A 24,102-nucleotide genomic window follows, 5' to 3' on the forward strand; every position below is an offset into this window, starting at 1 on the left:
GCCGCGGGGCGGGGCAGGCGCGGCATTCTACGGAAGCGCGGCCGTTCGGGCAACGGGTTTCACTCGATCTGGTCGCGGGCATGGGCCGCATCCAGCGTTTCCATCGCATCCTTCGGTTTGGCCTTCGCCGCTTTTTCGAAGGCGGCGGCCGCTGCGTCTTCCTGTTTCTCGCCGTGGAGCAGCAACAAAACGTTGGCGTGTTCGACGTGCGCGATGGGCGAGTCGGGGGTGAGCTTGAGCGCGGTTTTGATGTGGGATTCGGCCTCGGCGGCTTTCGCGCCGTAGGTCAGCCCGCCGATCATCGCGCCGATCTTGCCGATGATTTCGGCGTGGTAGAGGGCGAGCGCGGTGTGCGCTTCGGCGTGTTTGGGCGCGAGCGCCAACGCGGTGTCGAGCGAGGCGCGCACCTTGCCGGCGATCCCTTGCTTGAGCGCCTTGGCGATCGACAGGCCCTGGCTGTAGCGGCCCAGCGCGAAGGCATGGCGATAGTGGCTGTTCGCTTCGTCGGGCAGGGCCTTGATGGCCGATTCGGCAAGCTTGGCCGCGTGTTCGAAGCGCTTGAGCTTTTCCGCATCATCGTCGACCAGATAGGTGGCGTGGATGCCGATAGCCTTGGTGGCGACCGATGCGCCGACGGGGCCGAGTTTTTCGCCGGCCTCGAACGCGGCCTGGAAGTCCCCGCGATGGAAGGCGCGCCAGGCGTCCTGCAGCGCGGCGGCGAGCGCGTCGGCGTCGAGCTTCGGCGCCGCCTTTCCGGCGGCTTTCAACAACTTGGCCGCATGTTTGGCGTCGGGGAAGGGCTCGACATCGCCCGCGTGCAGTTGCGGCCAGGCCTTCTTCAGCGCGTCGCCGGCGTAGGCGAAGGCTTTGGCGTCATGCGGGTACGGCGCCCATTTCGACTTGGCCATGCGGACCTTCCTGGATTCGATGGAAGCGGCAGCATTGCGCCGTGTGCGCGTCTTCGCAAGGTCTGAGCGCCGGGCGTGGTGTGATTGCTCCATGGATGAGGCGGCAACGTGCCGTCTGCGCAGGAGGCCTCATGTCACGCGAAACCAATCTCCGTCATCTCTGGCTCGCCGGCCTGGGCGTGCTCGCGCGCTTGCGCCGCAGCGCCGACCGCATCGCCGGGCGCATTCCGATCGCGGAAGAGCCGCCGGCCGAGCCACCGTTCGCGACCACGCAGAAGGTGGCCAAGCGCAGCACGCATTCGTCCGGTTCGCGCAAGGCGGGCGAGCGGGAGTCGCAGCGACGGATCGCAGGGAAAGGGCGGTAAAGCAGGGAATAGGGAATGGGGAATAGGGAATGGAGCCGCACCTCATTCCCCATTCCCCATTCCCCATTCCCGCTTTCAATCGATGTAAGCGCGCGTCAGCGTGTTCAGATGCACGCGCTCGGCATCGCGCAGGAACGGCGCGAGCAACATCATCACTTGCACGATGCCCGCGCGGATCGAGGCCTGTTCGTCCTTGTCGCCGCGCGCGGAGGCGTAGTTCAACCAGAAGGTGGCGATCACCAGCACGTTCGTCGCCGCAGCGTCGAGTTCGTCGGCGCTCGCACGCATCACGCCGCCTTGCGACAGACCGCGCATCACCGTGTGCGCCTGTTCGTCCGCGCGGCGCAGGATGCGCGCGAAGCGGATGCGCAGGCGGCGGTTGCGGCTGAGGATGTTCGCCAGGTCGCGATACAGGAAGCGATAGTCCCAGATGCACTCGAACACCAGGTGCAACTGCAGCCAGATATCTTCCAGGCCCGGCAGTCGGCCTTCGGGCGCGCTCAGCGCGGCATCGATGCGCTCTTCGTAACGCCCGAAGAGGTGCTCGATGATGTCGTCCTTGTTGCGGAAGTGGTAGTACAGGTTGCCCGGGCTGATCTCCAGCTCGTCGGCGATGTGGTTGGTGGTGACGTTGGGTTCGCCCTGCGCGTTGAACATCGCGAGCGACGCATCGAGGATGCGCTGTCGGGTTTGTCGGGCCACGTCAGGCGGTCAACTTGCCCACCAGGTCGATGTACTTCTGCATCGCCTCGTCCTGGCCGGTGCCCTGCAACTTGGCCCAGGCTTCGTACTTGGCGGTGCCCACGAAGTCGAAGAAGCCCGGCTTGGGGCCGGAGACGTCGCCTTCGGAGCCTTGCTTGTAGAGCGCGTACAGGCGCAGCAGCGTTTCGTTGTCGGGGCGCTCGGACAGCCCCTGGACATCCTTGGCGGCCTGTTCGAAGCGGGCTTTGAGGTCGGACATGGTGCGCGGGCTCCCGGTCGGCAGGCGGGCATCACAGCATGCGGTGTCGACGTTTTCAATACGCAGGGGAATTGTGGCGCCGTGCAGGGCGTGGCAACGTAGGCGCAGGACATCGGGGAGCACGCAGGACATGAGCTACTTCGTCACCGGGGCCACCGGCTTCGTCGGCCGCCACCTGGTCAGCGCGCTGCTCAAGCGCAAGGGGCCCGTCCACGTGCTCGTGCGCAAGGACTCGCGCAAGAAGCTCGACGCCATCGGCGCGAAGATGGGCTGGGACATGAAGCGCATCGTGCCCGTCGAGGGCGACATGACCGCTGCAAAGTGCGGCGTCAGCGCCGCGCAGGTGCGCGCGCTCAACGGCAAGGTCAAGCACTTCTTCCACCTGGCCGCGGTCTACGACCTCACCGCCAAGGCCGACGTGCAGCGCGCGGCGAACGTCGACGGCACGCAGCACGCGCTGGACCTGGCCGCCGCCATCGGCGCGGGCACCTTCCACCACACTTCGTCGATCGCCGCCGCCGGCCTGTATCCGGGCGTGTGGCGCGAGGACATGTTCGACGAAGCCGAAGGCCTCGACGATCCCTACCTGCGCACCAAGCACGATTCGGAAGGGCTGGTCCGCAACGAGAAGCGCATCAAGTGGCGCATCTATCGCCCGGGCATGGTGGTCGGCCATTCGCAGACCGGGGAGATGGACAAGATCGACGGCCCGTACTACTTCTTCTCCTTCATCAAGAAGCTGCGCGAAATGCTGCCGCAGTGGATGCCGATGCTCGGCCTGGAAGGCGGGCGCATCAACATCGTGCCGGTGGATTTCGTCGCCGATGCGATGGACCACATCGCGCACAAGCCCAAGCTCGACGGGCACACCTTCCACCTCACCGATCCCGAGCCCATGCGCGTGGGCGAAGTGCTCAACGCTTTCGCGCGCGCGGGCCATGCGCCGGAAATGACGATGCGCATCGATGCGCGCATGTTCGCCTTCGTGCCCGGTGGCGTGCGCGCGGCGGTGGGCAACCTCCCGCCGGTGCGCCGTTTCATCGGCATGTTGCTGCGCGACTTCCGCATCCCGAAGGAAGTGCTGAAGTTCATCACCTATCCCACGCGTTTCGACAATCGCGAAGCCGAGCGCGCGCTCAAGGGCAGCGGCATCGCGGTGCCGCGCCTGGATGCCTACGCCTGGCGCCTGTGGGATTACTGGGAACGCCACCTGGATCCGGATCTGTTCGTCGACCGCTCGCTCAAGGGCAAGGTGCGCAACAAGGTCGTGGTGATCACCGGCGGTTCGTCGGGCATCGGCCTGTCGACCGCGCAGCGCGTGGCCGAAGCCGGCGCGGTCGTGGTGATCGTGGCGCGCGGCGAAGAAGAACTGTTCAAGGCGCGCGACGAGATGAAGGCCAAGGGCGGCAAGGTGTTCGCCTACACCGCCGACCTGGCCGACATGGCCGACTGCGACCGCCTCGTGGCCACCGTGCTGAAGGAGCACGGGCACGTCGACATCCTGATCAACAACGCGGGGCGTTCGATCCGGCGTTCGATCGAGCTGAGCTACGATCGCTTCCACGATTTCGAACGCACGATGCAGCTGAATTATTTCGGCAGCCTGCGCCTGATCATGGGCTTCCTGCCGACGATGACCCAGCGCCGCAAGGGCCACATCATCAACATCAGTTCGATCGGCGTGCTGGCCAATTCGCCGCGCTTCTCGGCGTATGTCGCATCGAAGGCGGCGTTGGACGCGTGGGCGCGCTGCGCGCAGGGCGAGCTGTCGGGCAAGGGGATCGCGTTCACGACGATCAACATGCCGCTGGTGAAGACGCCGATGATCGCGCCGACCAAGATGTACGACAGCGTGCCGACCCTGACCACCGAAGAAGCGGCCGACCTGTGCGTGCGGGCGATCATCGAACGCCCGAGCCGCATCGCGACGCGCCTGGGCATTTTCGCTTCGGTCCTCAACGCGCTCGCGCCGAAGGCCTACGAAGTGGTGATGAACACCGCGTTCGAATTGTTCCCGGATTCGGCCGCCGCCAAGGGCGACCGCAAGGCGCTCAAGGGCGAGATGGAACCGAGCGGGGAGCAGATCGCCTTCGCCGCACTGATGCGCGGCGTGCATTGGTAGGCGACGCGCGTCACAGCGTCGCGCACTGCTTGAAGCGCGGCGCCTGTTCGCTGTTTTCCGGCGGTTCCAGGTAAACGCGCGCGGTCCGCAGGGTCGCGTAGCGCGTCAGCACCGTGCACACCGCGTCGAAACGTTCGGTCGAGGTTTCGTCGACCTGCACCTGCAAGGTGGACTTCGTCGACCACGCCGCGCGGAACACGCCGGGCAGCGACGAGACGCGGCGCACGACTTCCACGCGCTGCAGGTCTTCTTCTTCGGGCGTCATGGGCATGGCCGCCGCCGGTTGCGTGGAGGCGGCCGCCGCGAGCGTGTCCTGCGCGAGCTCGGCGGCCGGCTTGATCGGCCGCTTGACGATGGGCGTGATGTCGTTCGTCGGCGGCGCATCCTGCATGCCGACCATCGCGCCGATGGCCAGTCCCACGACCAGCGCGACGGCCCACGAGATCCACACGGCGCGACGCGCGCGCTGGCTCGCATCCTTGCGCACGTCATCCGACAGGCTCTGCGGCAGCAGCGGCGCGATTTCGGGCCAGAGCGCGTTGCCGTCGATGAGTTCGACGCGCGCTTCCTCCGCGGCCTTGCGTGCATCGGGATCGATCGAACCGGGCGTGACCAGCAGGCCGCTGCGCGCGCCCTGGAACTTCATCGCGCCGAGGAAATCGGCCACCGATTGCTTCGACAACTTGTAGGCCGAGCCGTGCTTGCAGCCGAGCAACGCGCGCTCGCCGTTGCGCGTCAGCAGGAATTCGGTCTGGTGCCCGCGCTCGGATTCATCGTCGGGCGTCAGCACGTCGTAACCGCGGTGACGCATCGCATCGATGACGAAGTGCGAGAACTCGCGCCAGCGCATCGCCGAGAGCGCGCGCACGCCGTTGAGCGCTTCGTCCTGACGGCGGCGGATGGTCGAGAAGTAGAGCGTGCCGAGCGCGCCGATGAGCACGACCACGAGGAGGGCGGCCAGGAGCGATGTCGCTGAGGGCATGCGGGGTCTGCGGATGCGGGGTGGCGCATCTTACGCCAGCGGCCGCTGTATGCCGTGTAACGCAGGTCGAAAAAAAAGCCCGCCAGTCCGAAACCGTCAGGGGAGGGGAGCGACGGAACCGCGTGGACTGGCGGGCTGGAGCGTTTGGATCAGGCGACGGTGCGCTTCTTCGTCGCCTTCTTGCGCGCCTGCTTGGCCGGGGCCTTGGCGGCCGCGGCGGAGGCCGTGGTGCGGCGCGGCGAAACGCGGCGAAGCTCAGCGGTCAGCGCATCGACGCGATCGACCAGTGCGGCCAGGTCTTCGCGATTGGGAACGCCGAGCTTGACCAGCGCGCGCTGCACGCGTTCCTCGAACACCTTTTCCAGGCGATCCCACGTGTCCACCGCGCGTTCGCGCGCCTGGCCGACGCGGCTCTCGACGGCGTCGCGCACGACATCGGCGCGATTGCCAGCGAGCTTGCGCGCGGTCTGTTCCAGGTTGAGGCCTTCCTTCACCAGGCCTTCGAACAGGCGCGTGCCTTCGGCCTGCGCGCGCCCGAAGGCGCCGACGCCGGCGAGCCAGATCTGCTGCGCCGATTCGCTGAGGGACTTGGAGAGGCGTTCGGCCTGCGCCTGCGCTGCGGCGTCGGCGGCCGATTTGCGGGCGGTCTTCGCGGTCTTTGCGGTCTTCTTCAGCTTGGCCATGGCGTGGATGCCTTCGGAGGATTACGACGGAGAATCCGGCGCTCCGCTAGAGCATTCACACCAAGGCGTGTGCCTAGCGTCGCGAGGCGATCAGATGGTCGACTTCATCCAGCGCCCGGCGCAGCCGCGCGGTGGTTTCGGTCGCGCGCGGGCGGTGCGGGAGGCCGTCGATGATCGAGCGCGTCTGATCGTTGACGACCTCTTCGCGCAGGGACAGGCTGTGCGCTTCCAGGACGGGCCGCAACTCGGCGGCGCGCTTGCGCAGATCGTCCATCGTGTTGCGATACGCGATCTCGCACACGCGGCGACGCGCGGCGAAGGAGAAAACGTTGGTGAAGAACAACTCGCCGTCGTCGCTGTTGGGTTCGAACACGAGCTGGTCGATGTTCGGGTAGGTCTGCGCATAGCGCTGCAAGCCGACCTGCATGCGCGATTGCAGCAGCGTGCGGAAGGTTTGCGACAACACCATGGGCAGGCCGCCTTCGGACAGGCGCGAGTCGATGCCATCGGGCGTGCGACGCGCGACATTCGCGTCGAAGGGCACCAGCGGGTTGATGCCGATCAGCAGGTCCACGCCGCGTTCGAGCAAGAGCGAGGCGTGCATCGTGCGGCGCAGCGCACCGTCGACGAAATGCCGTCCGCGCACTTCGACCGGCGCATACAGCCCCGGCAACGCGGCGCTGGCCTGCACGGCGAGCGAGATCGGAATGTCGTCCCAGTCTTCGCCGCCGAAGCGCACGGCCTTGCCGCTGTCCAGTTCGACGGCCACGACATACAGGGGCGCGGCCAGTTCGCGGAAATCGTTGCTGCGGCCGCGGCGCGTGAACACTTCGCGCAGGAAGCGTTCGATCTCCGCACTGTCGAACAGGCCCGTGGGCACCAGGCCCCCGAACCGGTTGATCGCATCGGACCAGCGCGAATCGCCGCGGCGGAACACGACGTCGCGCCACCATTCCATCGCCAGGCGCGGGGCGCTGGCGGCGCGGCGCATGTATTCGATGAAGGCCGGGCGCAGGAAGGTTTCCGGGCGGAACTGCACGTCGTCGCTGTCGCCGGTGATGAAGATCCGGCACATCTCCGCGGTGTCCATGCGGTTGGCCAGGCCCGCGGCGAGGAAGGCGCCGGAGCTGACCCCGACGTAGCAATCCAGGCGCGTGAGGTCCAGGCCTTCGATCGCCTCGTCCATCGCGCGCAGCGCGCCGAGCTCGTACATCCCGCCGATGGGGCCGCCGCCGGCGACCGCCAGGCCGATCCTGGGCGGGCGTGCGGAGTTGCGTTCTTTCGCGGTGTGGAGGGAGAGCATCGGGCGAGTGTAGCGGCGGGGCAGGTGAAAAGCGGAGCGTCGCCACAACCATTCCCCATTCCCCATTCCCCATTCCCGCTCTTATCCTCCCCCCATGTCGCGCCACGCCGACGTCGTCCATCGCCTGCAACGCACCCTGGCCTGCCACCAGGCGCTGCACGATCCGGCGTGCGAACCCCGCAACGGGCTGCGCTGGCTGCCCGAACTCCGGCGCTGGCAGGCCGCGCGGCTGCAGCGCAGCTTCCAGCGATTCCTCGAAGACCCCCATCGCGCCGCGGCTGCGCGCTTCTTCCTGACCGACGTCTACGGCGACCACGACTTCACCAAGCGCGACGCCGACATCGCACGCGTGCTGCCGACGATGCAACGCCTGCTGCCGGCCTCGCTGCTGGCCGCCGTCGCCGACGGCATCGCCCTGGGGGCGTTGACGCACGCGCTGGACCTGCGGATGGCGCAGGCGCTCGGGACGATCGCGCCCAACGGGCGGCGACTGGACGACGCACGCTATGCGCAGGCCTATCGGCGTGTCGGGCTGCCGCGCCTGCGGTCGCGGCAGATCGACCTGATCCGCGACGTCGGCCACGGCGTGGGCAGCGCCTTGCGCCTGCCGGGCATCACGACCTTGCTGAAACTCTCGCGCGGACCCGCGCATGCGGCCGGCCTGGCGGAGTTGCAGGGATTCCTGGAACGCGGCGTGGCGGCCTTCAAGCAACTCGGCGACGCCGATGCCTTCCTGCTGGACATCCAGCGCGGCGAACGCGCCGTGGCCGCGCGATTGATGACGGGCGCGCCGGATCCCTTCGGCGACGCACCCGCACGACAGAGGCCTTAGGCGAACTTCTCGTCGAGCACGCGGCGGATTTCCTGTTCGATCGGACCCTTCATCGCCGAGAGCAGGAACCCCAGTTGCGCAGTGACATGCAGCGAATCGGGCTGCAGCGCGATGTGCCCGTCGACACCGGAGCGGGTGAAGTGCAGCGTGTCGCCTTCCCAGCGCGATTGCATGCCGAAACGGTCGTCGAGCTTGGCGGCGACTTGTTCCAGCGACTTGCGCGCCGTGGCCATCGGCTGGGAATGCGGGTGGCGGATATCGATTTTCGACATGGGGCGCGAGACTCGTCGTAGGGTTCCGACCGCATTGTCTGCTAGATTCCCGCGCGGTGGATACCTTGCGATTGCGCTTCCCTGATTCGAACCAGCCCGACGCCGGGATCGGCCCCGGGCTGCACGGCATCGGCCGCACGGCCGATGGCGCGCTTGCGCTCGTCGCCGAAGGCGGGCGCATGCTCGCGCAGCTGTGCGTGGATCGCCGCGGCACGTGGCTCAAACTCACCGACGGCGCGCGCACCGTGCACGTGAACGGGCGCCCGGTGCAGCGCATGGCGATGCTGCGCGTGGGCGATGCGATCTACATCGACGGCGGGCAAGCGGTGCTCCTGGGCGCGCCGCGCGAACCGCAGCCCTTGCCCGCGCCCGGTGGCGAGGGCGGCGATCCGCGCGTTCTCCTGCGCGGCGTCGGCGGCCAGTATCACGGGTGCAGCTTCACGCTGGACCGCCCGCGCCTGGTCGGGCGCGGCGTGGAATGCGACATCCGCATCGACGATCCGGCGTTCCCCGAGCGCCATGCGCGCATCGACGTGCAGCAGGGCCTGGTCGTCCTGCGCGGGGTGAATGGCGCCGAGCCCAGCCTGGTCAACGGCGAGGCAGCGCGCGATGCGGTGCTGCGCACCGGCGACCAGATCGTGTTCGATGCGCACCATCGTTTCGTCGTCGAATCGCCGGGGCGTCCTTCGCTCGTGCACGATGCGATGGCGCCGGCCTTGCCCGACGACATCGACCTGGAACATTCCGACGCGCCGATCCGTTCGCCGCGGCCGGCCCGCAATGCGCGCCGCCTGCCGTGGCTGCTGCTCGCCGCGCTCCTGCTGGCCGCCGCCCTCAGCGCGATCCTGCTGTCCGGCTCGCCTGGTTGAGGGGTGGGGCGGCGATGCGCCGCTTGCCCGTCCACCATTTCCACGCGCGCCAACCCAACAGCGCCGCGAGGATACCCGCGTACAGCGCCGGCTCGCGGATGTCGGATTTCACCAGCCACCAGAAGTGCAGCACCGCCAGCACGCCGATCGCGTAGACCAGCTTGTGCAAGCGCGCCCAGTTGCGGCCCAGGCGCCTGATCCAGCCCTTGGTCGAAGTGATCGCGAGCGGAAGGAGCAACAACCACGCCGTGAACCCGACCGTGATGTAGGGGCGCTTGGCGATCTCGGCGAAGATCGTCGTCCAGTAACCGCGCAGGTCGAGCACCAGGTAGGCGCTGAAGTGCACGCTCGCGTAGAAGAACGCATACAGCCCGAGCATGCGGCGGAAGCGCACCAGCACCGGCTGGTTCGTCAGTTGCCGCAGCGGCGTGATCGCCAGCGTGAGCATCAACAAGCGCAGCGCCCACAGGCCGAGGAAATGTTCGATCGCCGCGACCGGATCGGCGCCCAGGCCGTTGCCGGTTTGCGCGACTTCGTAGATTTTCAGGCCGATCCAGAGGGCAGGCAGGAGCGCGAGGGCATGCACGACGCCCTTGGCGACGGGGACACGGTTCAAAACCATTTCCGCAGATCCATTCCCGAGTACATGGAAGCCACCTGCGCCGCATAACCATTGAACGGCCGAGTCGGAATGCGATCGGCGAACAACTTGCTCGCCGTTCCCGCGATCCTGCGTTCGGTCTTCTGGCTCCAGCGCGGATGGTCGACCGCGGGATTGACGTTGGAAAAGAATCCGTACTCTTCCGGCTGCAAGGCGTGCCACGCCGTTTCCGGCATCGTCTCGACGAATGCGATGCGCACGATCGACTTGATGCTCTTGAACCCGTACTTCCACGGCACGACCAGGCGCAGCGGCGCGCCGTTCTGCTGCGGCAGCGCCTTGCCGTACAAGCCCGTGGCCAAGAAGGCGAGCGGATGCATCGCTTCATCGATGCGCAGGCCCTCGCGATACGGCCAGTCGAGGATCGGTGCACGCAGGCCGGGCATCTGCGCCGGGTCGCCAAGGGTGACGAAGGCGACGAACTTCGCCTTCGACGTGGGTTGGAATCGCTTGAGCACCGAGGCCAGCGGCACGCCGAGCCACGGGATCACCATCGACCAGCCTTCCACGCAGCGCAGGCGATACACGCGCTCCTCGGGCTTGAGGCCCTTGAGCAAATCGCCGAGTTCGAGCGTGCCGGGTTTTTCGCACGCGCCGTCGACGATGACGCGCCAGGGTTTGGTGCGCAGGGTCTTGCGCGCCTGCGAGGGATCGGCCTTTCCGCTGCCGAATTCGTAGAAGTTGTTGTACGAAGTCACGTCTTCGTAACGCGTCAGCGGCTCGTCGGTGCGGAAACCGGACTTCGCCTGCTCGGGCGTGATCGCGACTTTCGACGCCGGCGGAGGAGGCGCGGCTTCGGTGCAACCGGCCAGCGCCAGCGCCGGGCTCGCGGCGAACGCGGCCAACAGGCGACGGCGATCGGCGTACACCGCTTCATCGGTGATTTCGGAAGATCGGATGCGCAGGGCGTCGCGCAGGGACATGGACGGCTTCCTCGGGGGTGACGGGACAGTTACGCCTGAAAGCGTCGAGCGGATGCGATGGCCGAGTGTTGGCTCGAATTTCGGTGTTGCATACTGCCGGCTACCTTCATCGACGACGACCAACATGCCACGTGCCTGGAACTTCAGTGCCGGTCCCGCCACGCTTCCCGAACCGGTGCTGCGCAAGGCGCAGTCGGAAATGCTGGAATGGCGCGATGCCGGGGCGTCGATCGTCGAGATCAGCCACCGCGGGCCCGAGTTCATGGAAGTGGCCGCGGCCGCCGAACAGGCGCTGCGCACGCTGCTGTCGATTCCCGAGGATTACGCGGTGCTCTTCACCCAGGGCGGCGCGACGGTGCAACAGGCGCTGATCCCGCTGAACTTCGCCGCCCCCGGGCAGCCGGCCGACTACGTGCTGACCGGCCATTGGGGCAAGACGGCGATGAAGCAGGCGCAGCCCTACGTCGCCACGCACGTCTCGGCGAGCAGCGAAGCCGGCGGCTTCCGCTCGATCCCCGCGCGCGATGCCTGGCAGTTCGCCGCCGATTCGGCCTACGTGCACATCACGGCGAACGAGACCATCCACGGCGTCGAGTTCCGCGACATCCCCGACACCGGCGACATCCCGCTGGTCGCCGACTTCAGTTCGTCGATCGCCAGCGAGCCGCTGGAGATCGCGAAGTTCGGCATCGTCTACGCCGGCGCGCAGAAGAACCTCGGGCCGGTCGGCATCGGCGTGGTCATCGTGCGCCGCGACCTGCTCGAACGCGCCGGCCAGCCGCGCGCCGACATCTTCGACTATCGCTCGCAGCTCAAGGCCGAGTCGATGCTCAACACGCCGCCGACGTGGAACTGGTACATGCTCGGCCTCAACGTGCAGTGGATGCTCGACGAAGGCGGCGTCGCCGAATTCGCGCAGCGCAACGCGCGCAAGGCGCAGGTGTTGTACGCGGCGATCGACGGCTCGGGCGGCTTCTATCGCAACGAAGTCGACCCGGCGGTGCGCTCGCGCATGAACGTGCCCTTCTTCCTGCGCGACGAAGCGCTGGAAAAGGCCTTCCTCTCCGAATCGAAGGACGCCGGCCTGCTCGCGCTGAAGGGGCATCGCGCCGTCGGCGGGATGCGCGCGTCGATCTACAACGCGATGCCGGAAGCCGGCGTGCAAGCGTTGGCGGACTTCATGCGGGACTTCGCCGGCCGCCATGGCTAGGAAGCCCCAGCCGCCAGCGCCGAAAGCGACGGGCGATGCAGCGCCGCTCGATCTTGCGGCCGTGCGCACGCAGATCGACGGCATCGACCGGCAGATCCAGGCGCTGATCGCCGAACGCGCGCAGTTCGCGCGCCAGGTGGGCAAGGCGAAGGGCAAACTCGCGGCGGCGGTGGATTACTACCGTCCCGAACGCGAAGCGATGGTGTTGCGTGGCGTGGTGGATCGCAACGACGGTCCGCTCGCCGACGACGTGCTGGTGCGCCTGTTCCGCGAAATCATGTCGGCGTGCCTGGCGCAACAGGAACCCTTGAAGATCGGCTACCTCGGGCCGGAAGGCACGTTCTCGCAGCAGGCCGTGCACAAGCACTTCGGGCATTCGGCCAAAGGCCTGCCGCTGGCGAGCGTGGAAGAAGTCTTCGACGAAGTCGCCGCGGGCCACGCCGATTTCGGCGTGGTGCCGGTGGAGAACTCGGGGCAGGGGACGATCCAGTCCACGCTCGATCTGTTCCTCACCTCGCCGCTGAAGATCTGCGGTGAAGTCGAGTTGCGCGTGCATCAATACCTGCTCTCGCGCACGGGCCACATCGAAGACATCGAACGGGTGTATTCGCACGGGCTGTCGCTGGCACAGTGCCGCGCGTGGTTGCGCCAACACCTGCCGCAGGCCGAGAAGCTGGCGGTGGCGAGCAACGCCGAAGCCGCGCGTCGCGCGCGCAATGCCGACGACGCCGCGGCGATCGCCGGCGAGAACGCGGCGCATGTGTACGGTTTGAAGAAAGTCGCCGGCCCCATCGAAGATCGTCCGGACAACACGACGCGCTTCCTCGTGATCGGACGGAGCATGTTCCCGCCCTCGGGCAACGACCGCACCTCGCTAATGGTGTTCGTGCGCGACCAACCCGGCGCACTGTTCCAGGTGCTCGAACCGCTCTCGCGTCGCGGCGTGAGCATGAACCGCATCGAATCGCGCCCCGCGCACACCGGCCTGTGGCAATACGCCTTCTTCATCGACGTGGGCGGCCACGTGGACGAGGCCCCGTTACGCGACGTGCTGGACGATCTGGCCGACTTCGCGGAGAACGTGACCGTCCTGGGCTCGTATCCGGTGGCGGTGCCGTGAATTTCGACCGCCTCGCGGTGCCGGCGCTGCAAGGCTTGCGCGCCTACGATCCGGGGCACGACCTGGTGGCCTGGCGTCGGCGCTTCGGGCCGTCGCTGGTCGAGTTGGGATCCAACGAGAATCCGTGGGGCGCATCGCCGGCGGCGCGCGCGGCGGTGCTCGACCAGTTGCACGGGATGCATCGTTATCCCGATCCGCTCGGCGGCGATCTCAAGCGTGCGCTCGCGGCGAGGCACGGTGTCGCTGTCGAACAGCTGATCCTCGGCAATGGTTCGCATGAATTGCTGATGCAGTTCGCGCAGGTGTTCGCCGGGGCGGGCGATGAAGTGGTCGCCTCGCAATATGGATTCGCGGTGTATGCCATCGCGACGCAGGCCGCGGGCGCGACGCTGCGCGCGGCGCCGGCCTTGCCGCGCGAACACGCGACGATGCCGCGCGGCCACGACCTTGAGGCGATCGCCGGTCTCGTCGGCCCGCGCACGAAGCTGGTCTACCTCGCCAATCCGAACAATCCGACCGGCACGCATTTCCCGGTCGATGCCCTCGCGGATTTCCTGCGGAAGCTCCCGTCGCAGGTGTTGGTGGTCGTCGACGAGGCCTACGCCGAATTCGTGGAGGGCGACACATCGGCGCTCACCCTGCTGTCGCACCATCCCAACATGATCGTCGCGCGCACGTTCAGCAAAGCGTATGCACTCGCCGGATTGCGCGTCGGGTTCGCGGTCGCGCATCCGGGGCTGATCGCCGTGGTCGAACGCGTCCGCGAGAGTTTCAACGTCAATTGCATGGGCTTGGCGGCGGCCGAAGCGGCCCTGGGCGATGTCGAACACCTGCAATGGGGCCTGGCGCGCAATGCCGAAGAACGCGCGCGCCTGTCCGAAGCCCTGGCCGCGCGCGGCTGGTTCGTGCATCCCTCGCAGACCAATTTCCTGCTCGTCGAATTCGGCGCGCGCACCGCGGCGATCGAAGCCGGCCTGCTCGAACGCGGCGTGATCCCGCGCCCCATGGGCGGTTACGGATTGCCCGATTGTCTGCGGATCACCGTCGGCGATCGCGACGAGAATCGCCGCTTCCTTGACACACTGGACGCCATCGCATGAGCGTCGCCACGCCGCCGCGCGAATCCTGGGTCGCATCGCCCGGCGCGCCCTTGCGTGGCGAAGTGCACGTGCCGGGCGACAAGTCGGTTTCGCACCGCGCGATCATGCTGGCGGCCATCGCCGACGGCACCTCGCGCATCGAGGGCTTCCTCGAAGGCGAAGACACCCTGGCCACGGCGGCGATCTTCGAACGCATGGGCGTGCGCATCGAAAAGGCCGGTGCGAGCACGCGCATCGTGCATGGCGTCGGCATCGACGGCCTGCAGGCGCCGGCCAGTGCGCTGGATTGCGGGAATGCCGGCACCGGGATGCGCTTGTTGGCAGGCCTACTCGCGGGCCAGCGCTTCGACAGCGTGCTGATCGGCGATGGCTCCTTGTCGCGACGGCCGATGCGGCGCGTACTCGATCCGCTGGCACGCATGGGCGCGTCGATCGCCTCGCACGACGGATTCCCGCCGCTCAAGATCGCCGGCGGCAAACCCTTGCACGGCATCGCCTATGCATCGGACATCGCCAGCGCGCAGGTGAAGTCGGCCGTGTTGCTGGCGGGCCTGTACGCGAAAGGCGAGACCGAAGTGCGCGAACCGCATCCCACGCGCGATTACACCGAGCGCATGTTGCGTGCGTTCGGTTGGCCGATCGAGTTCTCGCCGGGCCTCGCGCGCCTGACCGGTGGCCATCGGCTGCGCGCCACCGATGTGTCGGTGCCGGCGGATTTCTCCTCGGCGGCCTTCTTCCTCGTCGCCGCGTGCGTGATTCCCGGGTCGGACATCGTGCTGCGCCGCGTGGGCATGAATCCGCGGCGCACCGGTTTGTTGCGCGTGTTGCGCGCGATGGGCGCGCACGTGGACATCGAAGCGATGGGCGAGCAGGGCGGCGAAGCGGTCGCCGACTTGCACGTTCGCTACGCGCCGCTGCATGGCATCGAGGTGCCCGTGGACGCGGTGCCGGACATGATCGATGAATTTCCCGCGCTGTTCGTCGCGGCGGCCTGCGCGACGGGCACGACGCACGTACGCGGCGCCGCGGAACTGCGCGTCAAGGAATCCGACCGCATCGCCACGATGGCCTGCGGATTGCGTTCGCTCGGTGCCGTGGTGGAAGAAACCGAAGACGGCGCGGCGATCCATGGCGGCCCACTGCGCGGTGGCCACGTCGACTCGCACGGCGATCATCGCGTGGCCATGGCCTTCGCGATCGCGGGCCAGATGTGCGAGGGCGAAGTGCAGGTCTGCGATACCGCGAACGTCGCGACTTCGTTCCCCGCCTTCGATGCGCTCGCGCGCAGCACGGGGTTCGCGTTGCGCGAGGCCTGAGCCTTACAGGCGGAACTCGATCGGCACGACCACCGAGCCTGCGACCGCCTGGCCGCCGCGTTGCGCCGGGCGGAAGCGCCACTTGCGCACAGCGTCCAGTGCGGCGCGATCCAGCTCCCGCGACTGGCTGCTGGTTTCCACGCTGACATCGGTCGGGACGCCGTCGGCGCCGACGGCGACCAGCACGCGCACCGTGCCGGTTTCGCGCATGCGCAGGGCGCGCGTGGGGTAATGCGGCGGGGGCCGTGAAAGCGGAATCGGGACGTCGAGGTCCGCCATCGTCGGCGCGGCCGTGGGCGGCGGCGGCGCGGCCGGTGCGGGCGCAGCAGGCGGGGCTTCGCGGCGCGGCGCTTCTTCCAGCCGGGGTTGTTCGGCGCTCGCGTCGGCGTCCGGCTCGTCCATGCCGCTTGCGCCGTCCACCTGGCCCGGCATCGGTGCGGGAAGCGGTGCGAAATCAGGCTTGTCGGCGGTGGCGCGCACCTGCGCGGGGGCACGCGTGCGCTCGCCCGACCACACGATCAGGAACAGGACCAGGCCGGCGAGGACGGCGGCGGCGATCATCGCAAGGCCGCGCCGCGTGGGCCGCCAGGCGGCCAGGCGCGCGGCGAATGTGGGGGAATGACTCGACATGCGCCCGATTCTGTCACGCCGCCGCGTCACGGCCGGTCGGCAAGCGACCGCACAGGCCGCATAATTCAGCCCCCGTATCGAATCGTGGCGCCCCATGCTCGACCCCCATCTGCTGCGCACCCAGACCGCCGAACTCGCGGCCAAGCTTCGTTCCCGCGGTTTCGACCTGCCGGTGGCGGCCATCGAATCGCTCGAGGCCGACCGCAAGCGCCTGCAGGTGCGCACGCAGGAATTGCAGAACCTGCGCAACACGCGCAGCAAGGCGATCGGGCAGGCGAAGGCCAAGGGCGAAGACGTCGCGGCGCTGATGGCCGAAGTCGCGTCCTTCGGCGACGAGCTCAAGGCCTCGGAAGTCGAACTCGAACGCATCCGCGGCGAGCTCGACGCGATCACCCTGGGCGTTCCCAACATTCCCTACGACGAGGTGCCGCACGGCGACGACGAAGCGCACAACGTCGAACAACATCGCTGGGGCACGCCGCGCGCGTTCGATTTCGAAGTGAAGGACCACGTGCAGCTCGGCGAACGCCACGGCTGGCTCGACGGCGACACCGCCGCCAAACTCAGCGGCTCGCGCTTCACCGTGCTGCGCGGGCAACTCGCGCGCCTGCATCGTGCGCTCGCGCAGTTCATGGTCGATCTGCACAGCAATGAACATGGCTACGAAGAAACCAACGTGCCGCTGCTGGTCAATGCCGAGTCGATGCGCGGCACCGGGCAGTTGCCGAAGTTCGAGGACGATCTGTTCGCGACCGCCATCGGCGGCGACGAGGCGGGCAGCCGGCGTTACCTGATCCCGACCTCCGAAGTGCCGCTGACCAACATCGTGCGCGATGCCATCGTTGAGGAAACGCGTTTGCCGCTGCGCATGACTGCGCATTCGATGTGCTTCCGCGCCGAAGCCGGCAGCCACGGCCGCGATACGCGCGGCATGATCCGCCAGCACCAGTTCGAGAAAGTGGAGTTGGTGTCGATCGCGCGGCCGGCCGAATCGGCGGAGGAACACGAGCGCATGACGCGCTGCGCGGAAGTGGTGCTGGAGAAGCTCGGCCTGCCGTATCGGCGCGTGTTGCTGTGCACGGGCGACATGGGCTTCGGCGCGGCAAAGACCTACGACCTGGAAGTCTGGTTGCCGTCGCAGGACACGTATCGCGAGATCTCTTCGTGCTCCAACTGCGATGCGTTCCAGGCGCGTCGCATGCAGGCGCGCTGGCGCAATCCGGCCACGGGCAAGCCCGAACCGGTGCACACGCTCAACGGTTCGGGCGTGGCGGTCGGGCGCGCGTTGATCGCGGTGATGGAGAATTATCAAAATGCCGACGGCACCATCGCGGTGCCGTCGGTGTTGCGCCCTTACATGGGTGGCGCCGAAACCATCGGCTGACCCGTCGTGTCGATTACGCGGCTTCGGCGATCGGCTCGGAAATCGAAGCGTGCGCGCCGGCCAGCGCGTCCACGCGATGCTGGTCCGAATACGCCACGCCTTCGGCGCGAACGAACTCGATGTCGGTGACGCCGAGGAAACCGAAGGTGTGGCGCAAGTACGCTTCCTGGAAATCCGCCGGGCTGCTGTCGCCGTAGATGCCACCGCGGCCGCTGGCCACGATCATGCGCTTGCCCGTCGCCAGGCCTTCCGGCCCGTTCTCGGTGTAGCGGAACGTCTTGCCGGCCACCGCGACGCGGTCGATCCACGCCTTCAGGGTCGAAGGAACGCCGAAGTTGTACATCGGCGCCCCGATCACGATGACATCGCTGGCCAGGAACTGGTCCATGATCGCGTCGCCTTCGGCCTTGGCGGCCGTATCGGCGCCGGTCAGCACCGGGCCGGTGAGGTGGGGCAGCGGATTGCTGTCCAGATCGCGATATTCCACGGTCAAACCCGGCACGGCGGCCTGCCAACGCGCGACAATCGCCGCACTCAGTTCGCGGGTCACGGAGTTTGCGCCCAGGGCGCTGGTATCCAGATGCAGGAGTTTCATGGCAGAGCCTCGAATTCGGGCAGCGGGTCTGCTGCGTTGGAGGGGACTCTAGGCCGTTGCATCGGTGGGATAAAGATGGTGAAATGCCACGCATCGTTGCATTAGCGACAATGGTTCGGAGCCGGTCATGCAAGACCTGAACGATCTCTATTACTTCTCCGCCGTGGTCGACAACGGCGGCTTCGCGGCCGCCGAGCGCGCCCTTGGCATCCCCAAGTCCCGCCTGAGCCGGCGCATCAGCGCGCTGGAGAACGAATTGGGCGTGCGCCTGTTGCAGCGTTCCACGCGCCGCTTCGCGGTCACCGACGTCGGCAGCGCCGTGCACCGCCACGCGCAGACGATGCTCGAAGAAGCCAAGGCCGCGCGCGAAGTCGTCGATCGCCTGAGTTCGGAGCCGCGCGGCACCATCCGCCTCAGCGTGCCGGTGAGCTTCGCGCAGGAAATGGTGCCGCGGCTGATGCCCGAGTTCCTCGCCAAGTACCCGCAGGTGCGCGTGCAGCTGCACGTGAGCAATCGCCGCGTCGACGTGATCAACGAAGGCTTCGACCTGGCCATGCGCGTGCGCAACAAGCTCGACGACGACGGCAGCCTGGTGATGCGTTCCTTCGGCCAGATCCAGGAGCTGCTCGTCGCCAGCCCCGGTTACCTCGATCGCATGGGCCGTCCGACGGATCCGGATGAGTTGAAGGACCACGTCACGCTGAGCATGAGCGAAGACGAAGCGCGCCAGCGCTGGGACCTGCAGGACGCCAACGGCGAGATGCGCCGCGTCGAGCTCAAGCCGCGCCTGGCCGGCTTCGATTTCCCGATGCTGATGGCGCTCGCGCGGCAGGGCATCGGCATCACGATGCTGCCCGAAACCGTCTGCGCCGAAGCCATCCGCAATGGCGAACTGGAAGTCGTGCTGCCGCAATGGCGTTTGCCGCAGGGCATCGCGCACCTGGTGTTCGCTTCGCGTCGCGGCTTGTTGCCCGCGGTGCGCGCGATGATCGATTTCCTCGCCGAGCGCGTGCCCGCGTTGATCGAGGAATCGCGCCTGAATTGCCGCAATTGCCCGCAGGGCAAGGAAAAACAGGACGTCGTGCACGTGGAGCGGCGCAAGCCCGCGGCGGTGACGGTCGCACCGCAAGCCTGACGCAGCGCTTCAGTGCAGTTGGTGCCGGCCGCGCCTGGGGTCGTAGAACTGCGAGGCCGTCAGCAAGGCGAACGCACGCGCCTGCAGCTCGTGTTCGACGCGATGGCGCAGCGTGGGGTCGAGCACCTCGGGTTCGAGCACGCCGAGCCAATGCACTTGCGTGCCGCGTATCTGTTCGATCACCGGGCCGCGTTGCAGCATGTAGTGCCCCTGGTAGCACCGATAGACGTTCAGCAAGGTCGACGTCATGGAAGCGGCCGTTGTGTTGATCGAAAGTGCCGCATGGTCGTGGACGATCGTGAGGCTTGCGAATCACCCGTCACGGTGAGCAAATCGCGGTGGCTGCGTGTCCGGTTTCGTCCTCGCGCTCACGCGCGCAAGCGCCGCAGCAACTGTCGAGTTTTCCCGCGCAGCGGCTGTAGCGTTTTGCCGTAGAGCGTCGACAACGCGCGACGCTTCGGCGGAATCCGCCACGCGAAGCCATCCTGGATCGCGTACTGGCACGGATTGCAGAAGCCGCACGGCTCGCCGTCCGGCGTCGGCGAATGACAGAACCACGTCATCGCCATGACATCGTGCCAACCGCTGCGCTCGACCACCGCGATGGTCTGGTCCTTCTCGGTGTTGAACAGCGGTAGCGAAAATCTGCCGTAGATCTTGCCGATCGGCGTGTCGAGGCATTCGACCTTCACGCGGAAGGTGTCATGGCCGTGCGCATCGCGGGAGGCCATGACGTAATCCTTGATCACGCCGTACGCGCCGTGCATGGTCTTCTCCAGCGACAGCTCGATGCCCTTCACGTCGAACTGCTTCACGAAGCGTGCGAGGAACGCGTACTGATCGCCGATGCCGCGCAAGCGCAGCATTTCCACGAAGGCGCGTTCGATCTCCGCATCGGGGCGCACGTCCTGCAGGCGAACCACGCGCGTGGGCAGCAGCATCTCGCGCGTTTGCGGATGGTGTTCGGCCAACCAGGTGCGAATGCGGTCCATCGCCTGCGTTTCGTGTTGCGCAGACCCCCGCTTGTCGTCGAGCAGATACCAGGGTTGGACGCGCGCGCGCAGCTGAAGCAACAACACGAGCAGGCGGAAGGTGGAATCCCATCCCCCGGTCCAGAGCAGGGGCACGGGCGCGCGCGTCTCGATGGCCATCCGGTTGGCTCCTTTCCAGCACGGGCATGGTAGGCAGAGCACGCGCAGAGCGGCGATGAACGGCCATTTGGCCGGTTCAGCAACTCCCGTTAAAGTGTCGTGACCGGAGGGATGGCCGAGCGGTTTAAGGCACCGGTCTTGAAAACCGGCGTCGTCGAAGGACGACCGTGGGTTCGAATCCCACTCCCTCCGCCAAATAAGTCTATTTTCCCCGTGATTTTGTGCGTATTGCGGGCGGAGATCGGCGTCATTACCTACTTCATTCCCTACGCGAGCAGTTCCCTAGCAGCCGCGGGGACGGCCTGATCGGGTGCTCGGCCGGGCCGGCTTCGTGAAACGGACGGGGGGGCGATATGTCCGCTTTCGACCCAAAGCGGACACTCGGCGCCCTGTCGTACGATGCGGGTTGCAACTCATCCAGACAGGATGCGAGATGAGATCCATATCAATCCAAGTCCAGCCCAATCGCTCGCCCGGCATCGACATGCCGCGCATTACGGAGCTGTTCCGGAACCTTGTCAGTCGCATCGATCTAGTTCGTAGCCATTCTTTCGATCATGGCTTCGACGACGGCGCCTATTTCAACTTCACGTTCGGAACATTGTGCCCGGCTGATCTCTGGCGTCTGATCCAAGAGCAAGTTTTTCGCGCGCCTGGGCACGCCGCACACATGGCGAGAGCGTCCATGGCGATGTGTTCCACCGACGAAGAATGGAATGACTACGTGCAGCTATTCCATTGGGACCCTGCGGTGCCCCAAGAAGAACTACCGGAAGCGCCCTGATCGCGAATGTCCGCTTTTGGCCGATAGCGGACATCGAAGCCAGTGCCCGCTTTCGACCCATGGCGAACATTCGATTTGTCGGGCTTAATGAATTTGATTGCCTGGACGGTCGCCGTGGACGTGAAGCATAAATTAGAGGGGTGGATCAAGAGCAACTGGCTCTTGACCGCGCTTGTGGCGTTGCTCTTTGCCGCCGCGATGTTTGAGGAAGGCATCGCGAATGGAGCTTGGTTCGCCGCAGGAGCCTGCTATTTGCTTGCGGTGAGGTGGTTTTGTTTTCGTGCAATTTCAGCCATGGCGCTTCGCTTGCCGCTCTCTTGGAGAGATTGGTCCCTTCTAGGGTTCGCAGCCGCGTTTGCCGCGCTGGCGTATGCGGCACGTCATCCTAAGCTGGCAATTGTTGGCGGCCTGGTCGGTCTCATCTTGGGTGCGGCTTCAGGACTGCTTTCCGTGATTTACGCACCGCAGCGGCGCCAAAAGTAGGCCAAGACCTTCTGCCCCCCCGACGGACCAATGTCCGCTTCTGGCCGATAGCGGACACTCACTAAGCCGTAATCGGCAGTGATCCCATACAAAGGCGCGTGGTACCTGCGCGCGTTGTCTGTATCAAGAACTGCTTGTCCTGAGGGCGAACTCCACCTCGCGCCGGACAGGGTCGGGCAGCCCCTTGCCGTCCAACGTCTGGGCGATGCGTGCGCGCATCTCCGCGGTGAGCGGTGCGTGTCCTTGATTGAGCGCTGCGACGCGGTCGCGCAGCGCGGGCTGGATCGACGGAGAGGCCTCCTGCGCCAACCAGGAGAGCAGCAACGCAACGCTTTCCCACTTCCCCGCAAGATCGGCATTCGCCACCACGCGCGCCCGTGCAGGGCCGTCTGCTTGCGCGAAGCAGGCGTCGATGGTGGACGGTTCGACGTGCAGGCTGACTTTTCGTGCCAGCCGGAACGCCATGCGGGCGACGCGCGGCGAAGGGTCGGCAAACGAGTTCAGTAACCGCGGTCCGACTTCGTCGCGGTCAACGCGCGCCAACGCCACGAGCGCGTGGGCGCGGACGCTACCGCGCGGATGCGACGTAGCGCGGCGGAAGCGTTCGCGATCATCCGGCAGAGCCAAGTCCGCAAGGGCGGCGATGCCGATGGCGCGCGCGGGTTCATTGTTGGCGTCGGCGGCTGTCCGCCATCGCGCGATTGCATCCACCTTTCCGCGTAACAAGAACGATGCCGCTAACCGCACAGTCTGCGCGCGGTCGAACAACGCCGGTTCAATGTCAGGAATCGCGGCGTCGCCGTCCCGAAGCGCGCGCAAGCGCAGCGATTCGGCGCGCACCGATGCCTGCGGATGGCGCGCGGCCGCGTCGGCGAGGTCTCGCCATGCTGCGACGGTCCGCGCCCGTTCAAGCGCCCAGTGTGCGATGACAGGGTGCGGGTCATGCACGGCATCCAGCAAGCGCGTGTCGATGACGTCGGCATCCGCGCGCGCCATGAGATCCCACGCGAACCTGCGAATGGCGTGCGATGGGTTGCGCGCGGCGTTCCATCGGTCACCGGCGCTGCGGAAGTCGAGCAGCTTGGTTTCGATAGCCTGCCACGCACCTTCGCCGAACCGCTGCCGCGCGCGAAGCGCGAACACCAAGTCCAAGCGTTCGAAGACGAAGCGCGCATCCACCGACTTGAAGATCTCGGCAAGCAGGGTCAGCGCGGCCGCGCGTACCTGCGGGACGTGGTCGTCGGCGCGCAGCAATGCCAACGAAAGTGCGGCGGCCACCGCATCGGCCGGCATCGCCTGCAACGCAGCTTCCCGCACGAATCCGTTACCGTCGCAACCTGCAACGAACAAGGCGAGCGGCACGTCTTCCGCCTGCGAAAGCGACGCGACCGCTGCGCGCGCATCGCTCCTGTTGTGGCCAATGCTGCCGTCCCACATCGCGCGGAGGATCGAGTCAAGAAGGGTGAGGCGCTTAGCGTCGAGGCGCGTGGCCGCAACGTATGCCTCGGTCGGGACTTCGTAACCGAAGATGCCGTGTAGCGCTTTACCGAGTTTCGTCATGGGCCACATGACGGGCGCAGGCGTGCCGTGACCGGGCAGCCATCGCGACAGGAAGTCACGCATGGGCGAGGTGTTCCAAGGATATAAGGCGGGACGATAGCATCGGCGGCGGCTGAACGAAGCGCGCGCCCGGGCGTCGACTCGGCCGGTGCAGTAGCGGGGGTATCCTTCTTCGGTCCGATGGGGAGGCCGACATGAAAGACCCGTTTAACAAGAATGCCCGCACGATGGACATGCTCGGGCATTTTCAAATGATTGAGTTCTCGTTGAAGGTCTACATCGGCTACTCGTTCGCGATCATCAAGGACCGGATGGAGGGCGAACTGCCGTTCAAGTATGACTTTGACCTGGTCGAGGGCCTAGCCCTCGGAAAGCTTATCGGTCAGTTCGCGCGCCTCAACGACAACACGCTTCTCCATGCGAAGCTCCGCGCGTTGAAGGATGTTCGCGATGAACTCGCGCACCGGGAATTGCTTTACCAGTTCTACGTCATGGAGGAGATCTACAAGATCGATCCGCTGGAACGTCACAAGACGTTGAAGAAGACCGAAGCGGACATTGCCGAATGCATGGACCTTCTGGCCGAGGAGTTGAAGCCGGTGGTCGCAATGAGGCGCGCGCTTCTGGCGAAAGAAGGTGCCGCGTCACCGCCGGCGCAGTCGAAGAAAAAGGAGCGGTCCGACAAGGCCGGCGCGCCCGCCAAACGCCGGGGCGAAGTCGGCCGCGGATGAAGCGCGCGCGTTGCGCGCGCGA

The 24,102-nt window shown here is 66.7% G+C and carries 27 protein-coding genes and 1 tRNA gene; 14 read left to right on the top strand and 14 right to left on the bottom strand.

The window, feature by feature from the left end; translation table 11 throughout:
• Positions 1-59 precede the first annotated feature (59 nt).
• Entirely contained in the window at positions 60-908 is an 849-nt protein-coding gene (locus AB4059_RS01375) for a hypothetical protein (RefSeq protein ID WP_498975914.1), read from the bottom strand.
• A 131-nt stretch (positions 909-1,039) separates the two neighbouring features.
• On the opposite strand from AB4059_RS01375, the gene AB4059_RS01380 reads away from it, so the two are divergent.
• Positions 1,040-1,273, top strand: coding sequence for a hypothetical protein (locus tag AB4059_RS01380; RefSeq protein ID WP_498975916.1), 234 nt, complete (start codon positions 1,040-1,042; stop codon positions 1,271-1,273).
• 75 nt (positions 1,274-1,348) lie between these two features.
• Here AB4059_RS01380 and AB4059_RS01385 read toward each other — a convergent pair whose 3' ends face one another.
• Both AB4059_RS01385 and AB4059_RS01390 read right to left on the bottom strand, forming a co-directional pair.
• Complete coding sequence (locus tag AB4059_RS01385; RefSeq protein ID WP_498965150.1) at positions 1,349-1,975, bottom strand: TetR/AcrR family transcriptional regulator; 627 nt, start codon at positions 1,973-1,975, stop codon at positions 1,349-1,351.
• Between the two features lies 1 nt (position 1,976).
• Complete coding sequence (locus AB4059_RS01390; RefSeq protein WP_498965148.1) at positions 1,977-2,234, bottom strand: acyl-CoA-binding protein; 258 nt, start codon at positions 2,232-2,234, stop codon at positions 1,977-1,979.
• Between the two features lie 130 nt (positions 2,235-2,364).
• Between AB4059_RS01390 and AB4059_RS01395 the strand changes: the two genes are divergently transcribed.
• Entirely contained in the window at positions 2,365-4,356 is a 1,992-nt protein-coding gene (locus AB4059_RS01395; protein WP_498975918.1) for an SDR family oxidoreductase, read from the top strand.
• Positions 4,357-4,366: 10 nt separating this feature from the next.
• Here the strand turns inward: AB4059_RS01395 and AB4059_RS01400 are convergent, their stop codons facing one another.
• From AB4059_RS01400 to AB4059_RS01410, 3 genes are all read right to left on the bottom strand, one after another.
• Positions 4,367-5,338: a restriction endonuclease gene (locus tag AB4059_RS01400; protein ID WP_498975920.1), complete on the bottom strand. Its 972-nt coding sequence runs from the start codon at positions 5,336-5,338 to the stop codon at positions 4,367-4,369.
• Between the two features lie 149 nt (positions 5,339-5,487).
• Positions 5,488-6,021 carry a phasin family protein gene (locus AB4059_RS01405; protein ID WP_498975922.1) on the bottom strand — a complete coding sequence of 178 codons (534 nt, stop codon included), beginning with the start codon at positions 6,019-6,021 and terminating at the stop codon, positions 5,488-5,490.
• A 73-nt stretch (positions 6,022-6,094) separates the two neighbouring features.
• Complete coding sequence (locus AB4059_RS01410; RefSeq protein WP_498975924.1) at positions 6,095-7,324, bottom strand: patatin-like phospholipase family protein; 1,230 nt, start codon at positions 7,322-7,324, stop codon at positions 6,095-6,097.
• A gap of 94 nt (positions 7,325-7,418) precedes the next feature.
• On the opposite strand from AB4059_RS01410, the gene AB4059_RS01415 reads away from it, so the two are divergent.
• A complete protein-coding gene (locus AB4059_RS01415; protein WP_498975926.1) occupies positions 7,419-8,156 on the top strand; it encodes a DUF8198 family protein in 738 nt (245 codons plus the stop codon).
• Here the strand turns inward: AB4059_RS01415 and AB4059_RS01420 are convergent.
• On the bottom strand, positions 8,153-8,428 hold the full coding sequence (locus AB4059_RS01420; RefSeq protein ID WP_498965138.1) for a polyhydroxyalkanoic acid system family protein: 276 nt from the start codon (positions 8,426-8,428) through the stop codon (positions 8,153-8,155). The two genes, AB4059_RS01415 and AB4059_RS01420, sit on opposite strands and share 4 nt — an antisense overlap.
• 71 nt (positions 8,429-8,499) lie before the next feature.
• On the opposite strand from AB4059_RS01420, the gene AB4059_RS01425 reads away from it, so the two are divergent.
• A complete protein-coding gene (locus AB4059_RS01425) occupies positions 8,500-9,297 on the top strand; it encodes an FHA domain-containing protein (RefSeq protein WP_498975928.1) in 798 nt (265 codons plus the stop codon).
• On the opposite strand, the gene msrQ is transcribed toward AB4059_RS01425, so the two are convergent.
• Both msrQ and msrP read right to left on the bottom strand, forming a co-directional pair.
• Entirely contained in the window at positions 9,263-9,919 is a 657-nt protein-coding gene (msrQ, locus tag AB4059_RS01430) for a protein-methionine-sulfoxide reductase heme-binding subunit MsrQ (protein ID WP_498975930.1), read from the bottom strand. The genes AB4059_RS01425 and msrQ overlap by 35 nt on opposite strands.
• Entirely contained in the window at positions 9,910-10,881 is a 972-nt protein-coding gene (msrP, locus tag AB4059_RS01435) for a protein-methionine-sulfoxide reductase catalytic subunit MsrP (protein ID WP_498975932.1), read from the bottom strand. The genes msrQ and msrP overlap by 10 nt, the downstream gene beginning before the upstream one ends.
• 124 nt (positions 10,882-11,005) lie before the next feature.
• Between msrP and serC the strand changes: the two genes are divergently transcribed.
• From serC to aroA, 4 genes are read left to right on the top strand one after another with little or no spacing between them, the layout of a single operon-like run.
• On the top strand, positions 11,006-12,091 hold the full coding sequence (gene serC / locus AB4059_RS01440; protein ID WP_498975934.1) for a 3-phosphoserine/phosphohydroxythreonine transaminase: 1,086 nt from the start codon (positions 11,006-11,008) through the stop codon (positions 12,089-12,091).
• Positions 11,985-13,211: a prephenate dehydratase gene (gene pheA, locus AB4059_RS01445; RefSeq protein ID WP_498977792.1), complete on the top strand. Its 1,227-nt coding sequence runs from the start codon at positions 11,985-11,987 to the stop codon at positions 13,209-13,211. Before serC ends, pheA begins: the two co-directional genes overlap by 107 nt.
• Entirely contained in the window at positions 13,208-14,311 is a 1,104-nt protein-coding gene (gene hisC, locus AB4059_RS01450) for a histidinol-phosphate transaminase (protein WP_498975936.1), read from the top strand. Before pheA ends, hisC begins: the two co-directional genes overlap by 4 nt.
• Positions 14,308-15,627, top strand: coding sequence for a 3-phosphoshikimate 1-carboxyvinyltransferase (gene aroA / locus AB4059_RS01455; RefSeq protein ID WP_498975938.1), 1,320 nt, complete (start codon positions 14,308-14,310; stop codon positions 15,625-15,627). Before hisC ends, aroA begins: the two co-directional genes overlap by 4 nt.
• Before the next feature lie 3 nt (positions 15,628-15,630).
• Here aroA and AB4059_RS01460 read toward each other — a convergent pair whose 3' ends face one another.
• Complete coding sequence (locus tag AB4059_RS01460) at positions 15,631-16,257, bottom strand: energy transducer TonB (protein WP_498975940.1); 627 nt, start codon at positions 16,255-16,257, stop codon at positions 15,631-15,633.
• 94 nt (positions 16,258-16,351) lie between these two features.
• Between AB4059_RS01460 and serS the strand changes: the two genes are divergently transcribed.
• On the top strand, positions 16,352-17,641 hold the full coding sequence (serS, locus tag AB4059_RS01465; RefSeq protein ID WP_498975942.1) for a serine--tRNA ligase: 1,290 nt from the start codon (positions 16,352-16,354) through the stop codon (positions 17,639-17,641).
• A gap of 13 nt (positions 17,642-17,654) precedes the next feature.
• Here serS and AB4059_RS01470 read toward each other — a convergent pair whose 3' ends face one another.
• The gene (locus AB4059_RS01470; RefSeq protein WP_498975944.1) at positions 17,655-18,236 is read right to left on the bottom strand and encodes an FMN-dependent NADH-azoreductase; all 582 of its coding nucleotides are present in this window, start codon (positions 18,234-18,236) and stop codon (positions 17,655-17,657) included.
• Between the two features lie 127 nt (positions 18,237-18,363).
• Between AB4059_RS01470 and AB4059_RS01475 the strand changes: the two genes are divergently transcribed.
• Positions 18,364-19,371, top strand: a complete 1,008-nt coding sequence (locus AB4059_RS01475; RefSeq protein ID WP_498975946.1) for a LysR family transcriptional regulator — start codon at positions 18,364-18,366, stop codon at positions 19,369-19,371.
• 9 nt (positions 19,372-19,380) lie between these two features.
• On the opposite strand, the gene AB4059_RS01480 is transcribed toward AB4059_RS01475, so the two are convergent.
• Positions 19,381-19,620 (bottom strand): hypothetical protein, encoded by a 240-nt coding sequence (locus AB4059_RS01480; RefSeq protein WP_498975948.1) that lies wholly within the window; start codon positions 19,618-19,620, stop codon positions 19,381-19,383.
• Positions 19,621-19,739: 119 nt separating this feature from the next.
• Positions 19,740-20,522, bottom strand: coding sequence for a hypothetical protein (locus AB4059_RS01485; RefSeq protein ID WP_498975950.1), 783 nt, complete (start codon positions 20,520-20,522; stop codon positions 19,740-19,742).
• A 105-nt stretch (positions 20,523-20,627) separates the two neighbouring features.
• Here AB4059_RS01485 and AB4059_RS01490 point away from each other — a divergent pair.
• The 3 genes from AB4059_RS01490 (at position 20,628) to AB4059_RS01500 (ending at position 21,789) form a co-directional block, all read left to right on the top strand.
• Positions 20,628-20,717 (top strand) — tRNA-Ser (locus tag AB4059_RS01490).
• 211 nt (positions 20,718-20,928) lie between these two features.
• Complete coding sequence (locus tag AB4059_RS01495; RefSeq protein ID WP_498975952.1) at positions 20,929-21,306, top strand: hypothetical protein; 378 nt, start codon at positions 20,929-20,931, stop codon at positions 21,304-21,306.
• 87 nt (positions 21,307-21,393) lie between these two features.
• Positions 21,394-21,789: a hypothetical protein gene (locus tag AB4059_RS01500; RefSeq protein ID WP_498975954.1), complete on the top strand. Its 396-nt coding sequence runs from the start codon at positions 21,394-21,396 to the stop codon at positions 21,787-21,789.
• Between the two features lie 123 nt (positions 21,790-21,912).
• Here AB4059_RS01500 and AB4059_RS01505 read toward each other — a convergent pair whose 3' ends face one another.
• On the bottom strand, positions 21,913-23,412 hold the full coding sequence (locus AB4059_RS01505; RefSeq protein ID WP_498975956.1) for a hypothetical protein: 1,500 nt from the start codon (positions 23,410-23,412) through the stop codon (positions 21,913-21,915).
• A gap of 131 nt (positions 23,413-23,543) precedes the next feature.
• Here AB4059_RS01505 and AB4059_RS01510 point away from each other — a divergent pair, with 131 nt between their 5' ends.
• Positions 23,544-24,080, top strand: coding sequence for a hypothetical protein (locus AB4059_RS01510; protein WP_498975958.1), 537 nt, complete (start codon positions 23,544-23,546; stop codon positions 24,078-24,080).
• Positions 24,081-24,102: the final 22 nt, after the last annotated feature.

The organism is Lysobacter sp. 2RAF19, from assembly GCF_052115395.1.
Taxonomy (GTDB): domain Bacteria; phylum Pseudomonadota; class Gammaproteobacteria; order Xanthomonadales; family Xanthomonadaceae; genus Noviluteimonas.

Coding starts and splice junctions, on each gene's coding strand:
- serC (WP_498975934.1), top strand. CDS start 11,006: ATGCCACGTGCCTGGAACTTCAGTGCCGGTCCCGCCACGCTTCCCGAA.
- msrQ (WP_498975930.1), bottom strand. CDS start 9,919: ATGGTTTTGAACCGTGTCCCCGTCGCCAAGGGCGTCGTGCATGCCCTC.
- AB4059_RS01395 (WP_498975918.1), top strand. CDS start 2,365: ATGAGCTACTTCGTCACCGGGGCCACCGGCTTCGTCGGCCGCCACCTG.
- serS (WP_498975942.1), top strand. CDS start 16,352: ATGCTCGACCCCCATCTGCTGCGCACCCAGACCGCCGAACTCGCGGCC.
- AB4059_RS01405 (WP_498975922.1), bottom strand. CDS start 6,021: ATGGCCAAGCTGAAGAAGACCGCAAAGACCGCGAAGACCGCCCGCAAA.
- aroA (WP_498975938.1), top strand. CDS start 14,308: ATGAGCGTCGCCACGCCGCCGCGCGAATCCTGGGTCGCATCGCCCGGC.
- AB4059_RS01505 (WP_498975956.1), bottom strand. CDS start 23,412: ATGCGTGACTTCCTGTCGCGATGGCTGCCCGGTCACGGCACGCCTGCG.
- AB4059_RS01500 (WP_498975954.1), top strand. CDS start 21,394: ATGAATTTGATTGCCTGGACGGTCGCCGTGGACGTGAAGCATAAATTA.
- AB4059_RS01410 (WP_498975924.1), bottom strand. CDS start 7,324: ATGCTCTCCCTCCACACCGCGAAAGAACGCAACTCCGCACGCCCGCCC.
- AB4059_RS01485 (WP_498975950.1), bottom strand. CDS start 20,522: ATGGCCATCGAGACGCGCGCGCCCGTGCCCCTGCTCTGGACCGGGGGA.
- AB4059_RS01415 (WP_498975926.1), top strand. CDS start 7,419: ATGTCGCGCCACGCCGACGTCGTCCATCGCCTGCAACGCACCCTGGCC.
- AB4059_RS01510 (WP_498975958.1), top strand. CDS start 23,544: ATGAAAGACCCGTTTAACAAGAATGCCCGCACGATGGACATGCTCGGG.
- AB4059_RS01475 (WP_498975946.1), top strand. CDS start 18,364: ATGCAAGACCTGAACGATCTCTATTACTTCTCCGCCGTGGTCGACAAC.
- AB4059_RS01380 (WP_498975916.1), top strand. CDS start 1,040: ATGTCACGCGAAACCAATCTCCGTCATCTCTGGCTCGCCGGCCTGGGC.
- AB4059_RS01470 (WP_498975944.1), bottom strand. CDS start 18,236: ATGAAACTCCTGCATCTGGATACCAGCGCCCTGGGCGCAAACTCCGTG.
- AB4059_RS01375 (WP_498975914.1), bottom strand. CDS start 908: ATGGCCAAGTCGAAATGGGCGCCGTACCCGCATGACGCCAAAGCCTTC.
- AB4059_RS01420 (WP_498965138.1), bottom strand. CDS start 8,428: ATGTCGAAAATCGATATCCGCCACCCGCATTCCCAGCCGATGGCCACG.
- msrP (WP_498975932.1), bottom strand. CDS start 10,881: ATGTCCCTGCGCGACGCCCTGCGCATCCGATCTTCCGAAATCACCGAT.
- AB4059_RS01390 (WP_498965148.1), bottom strand. CDS start 2,234: ATGTCCGACCTCAAAGCCCGCTTCGAACAGGCCGCCAAGGATGTCCAG.
- AB4059_RS01400 (WP_498975920.1), bottom strand. CDS start 5,338: ATGCCCTCAGCGACATCGCTCCTGGCCGCCCTCCTCGTGGTCGTGCTC.
- AB4059_RS01480 (WP_498975948.1), bottom strand. CDS start 19,620: ATGACGTCGACCTTGCTGAACGTCTATCGGTGCTACCAGGGGCACTAC.
- AB4059_RS01460 (WP_498975940.1), bottom strand. CDS start 16,257: ATGTCGAGTCATTCCCCCACATTCGCCGCGCGCCTGGCCGCCTGGCGG.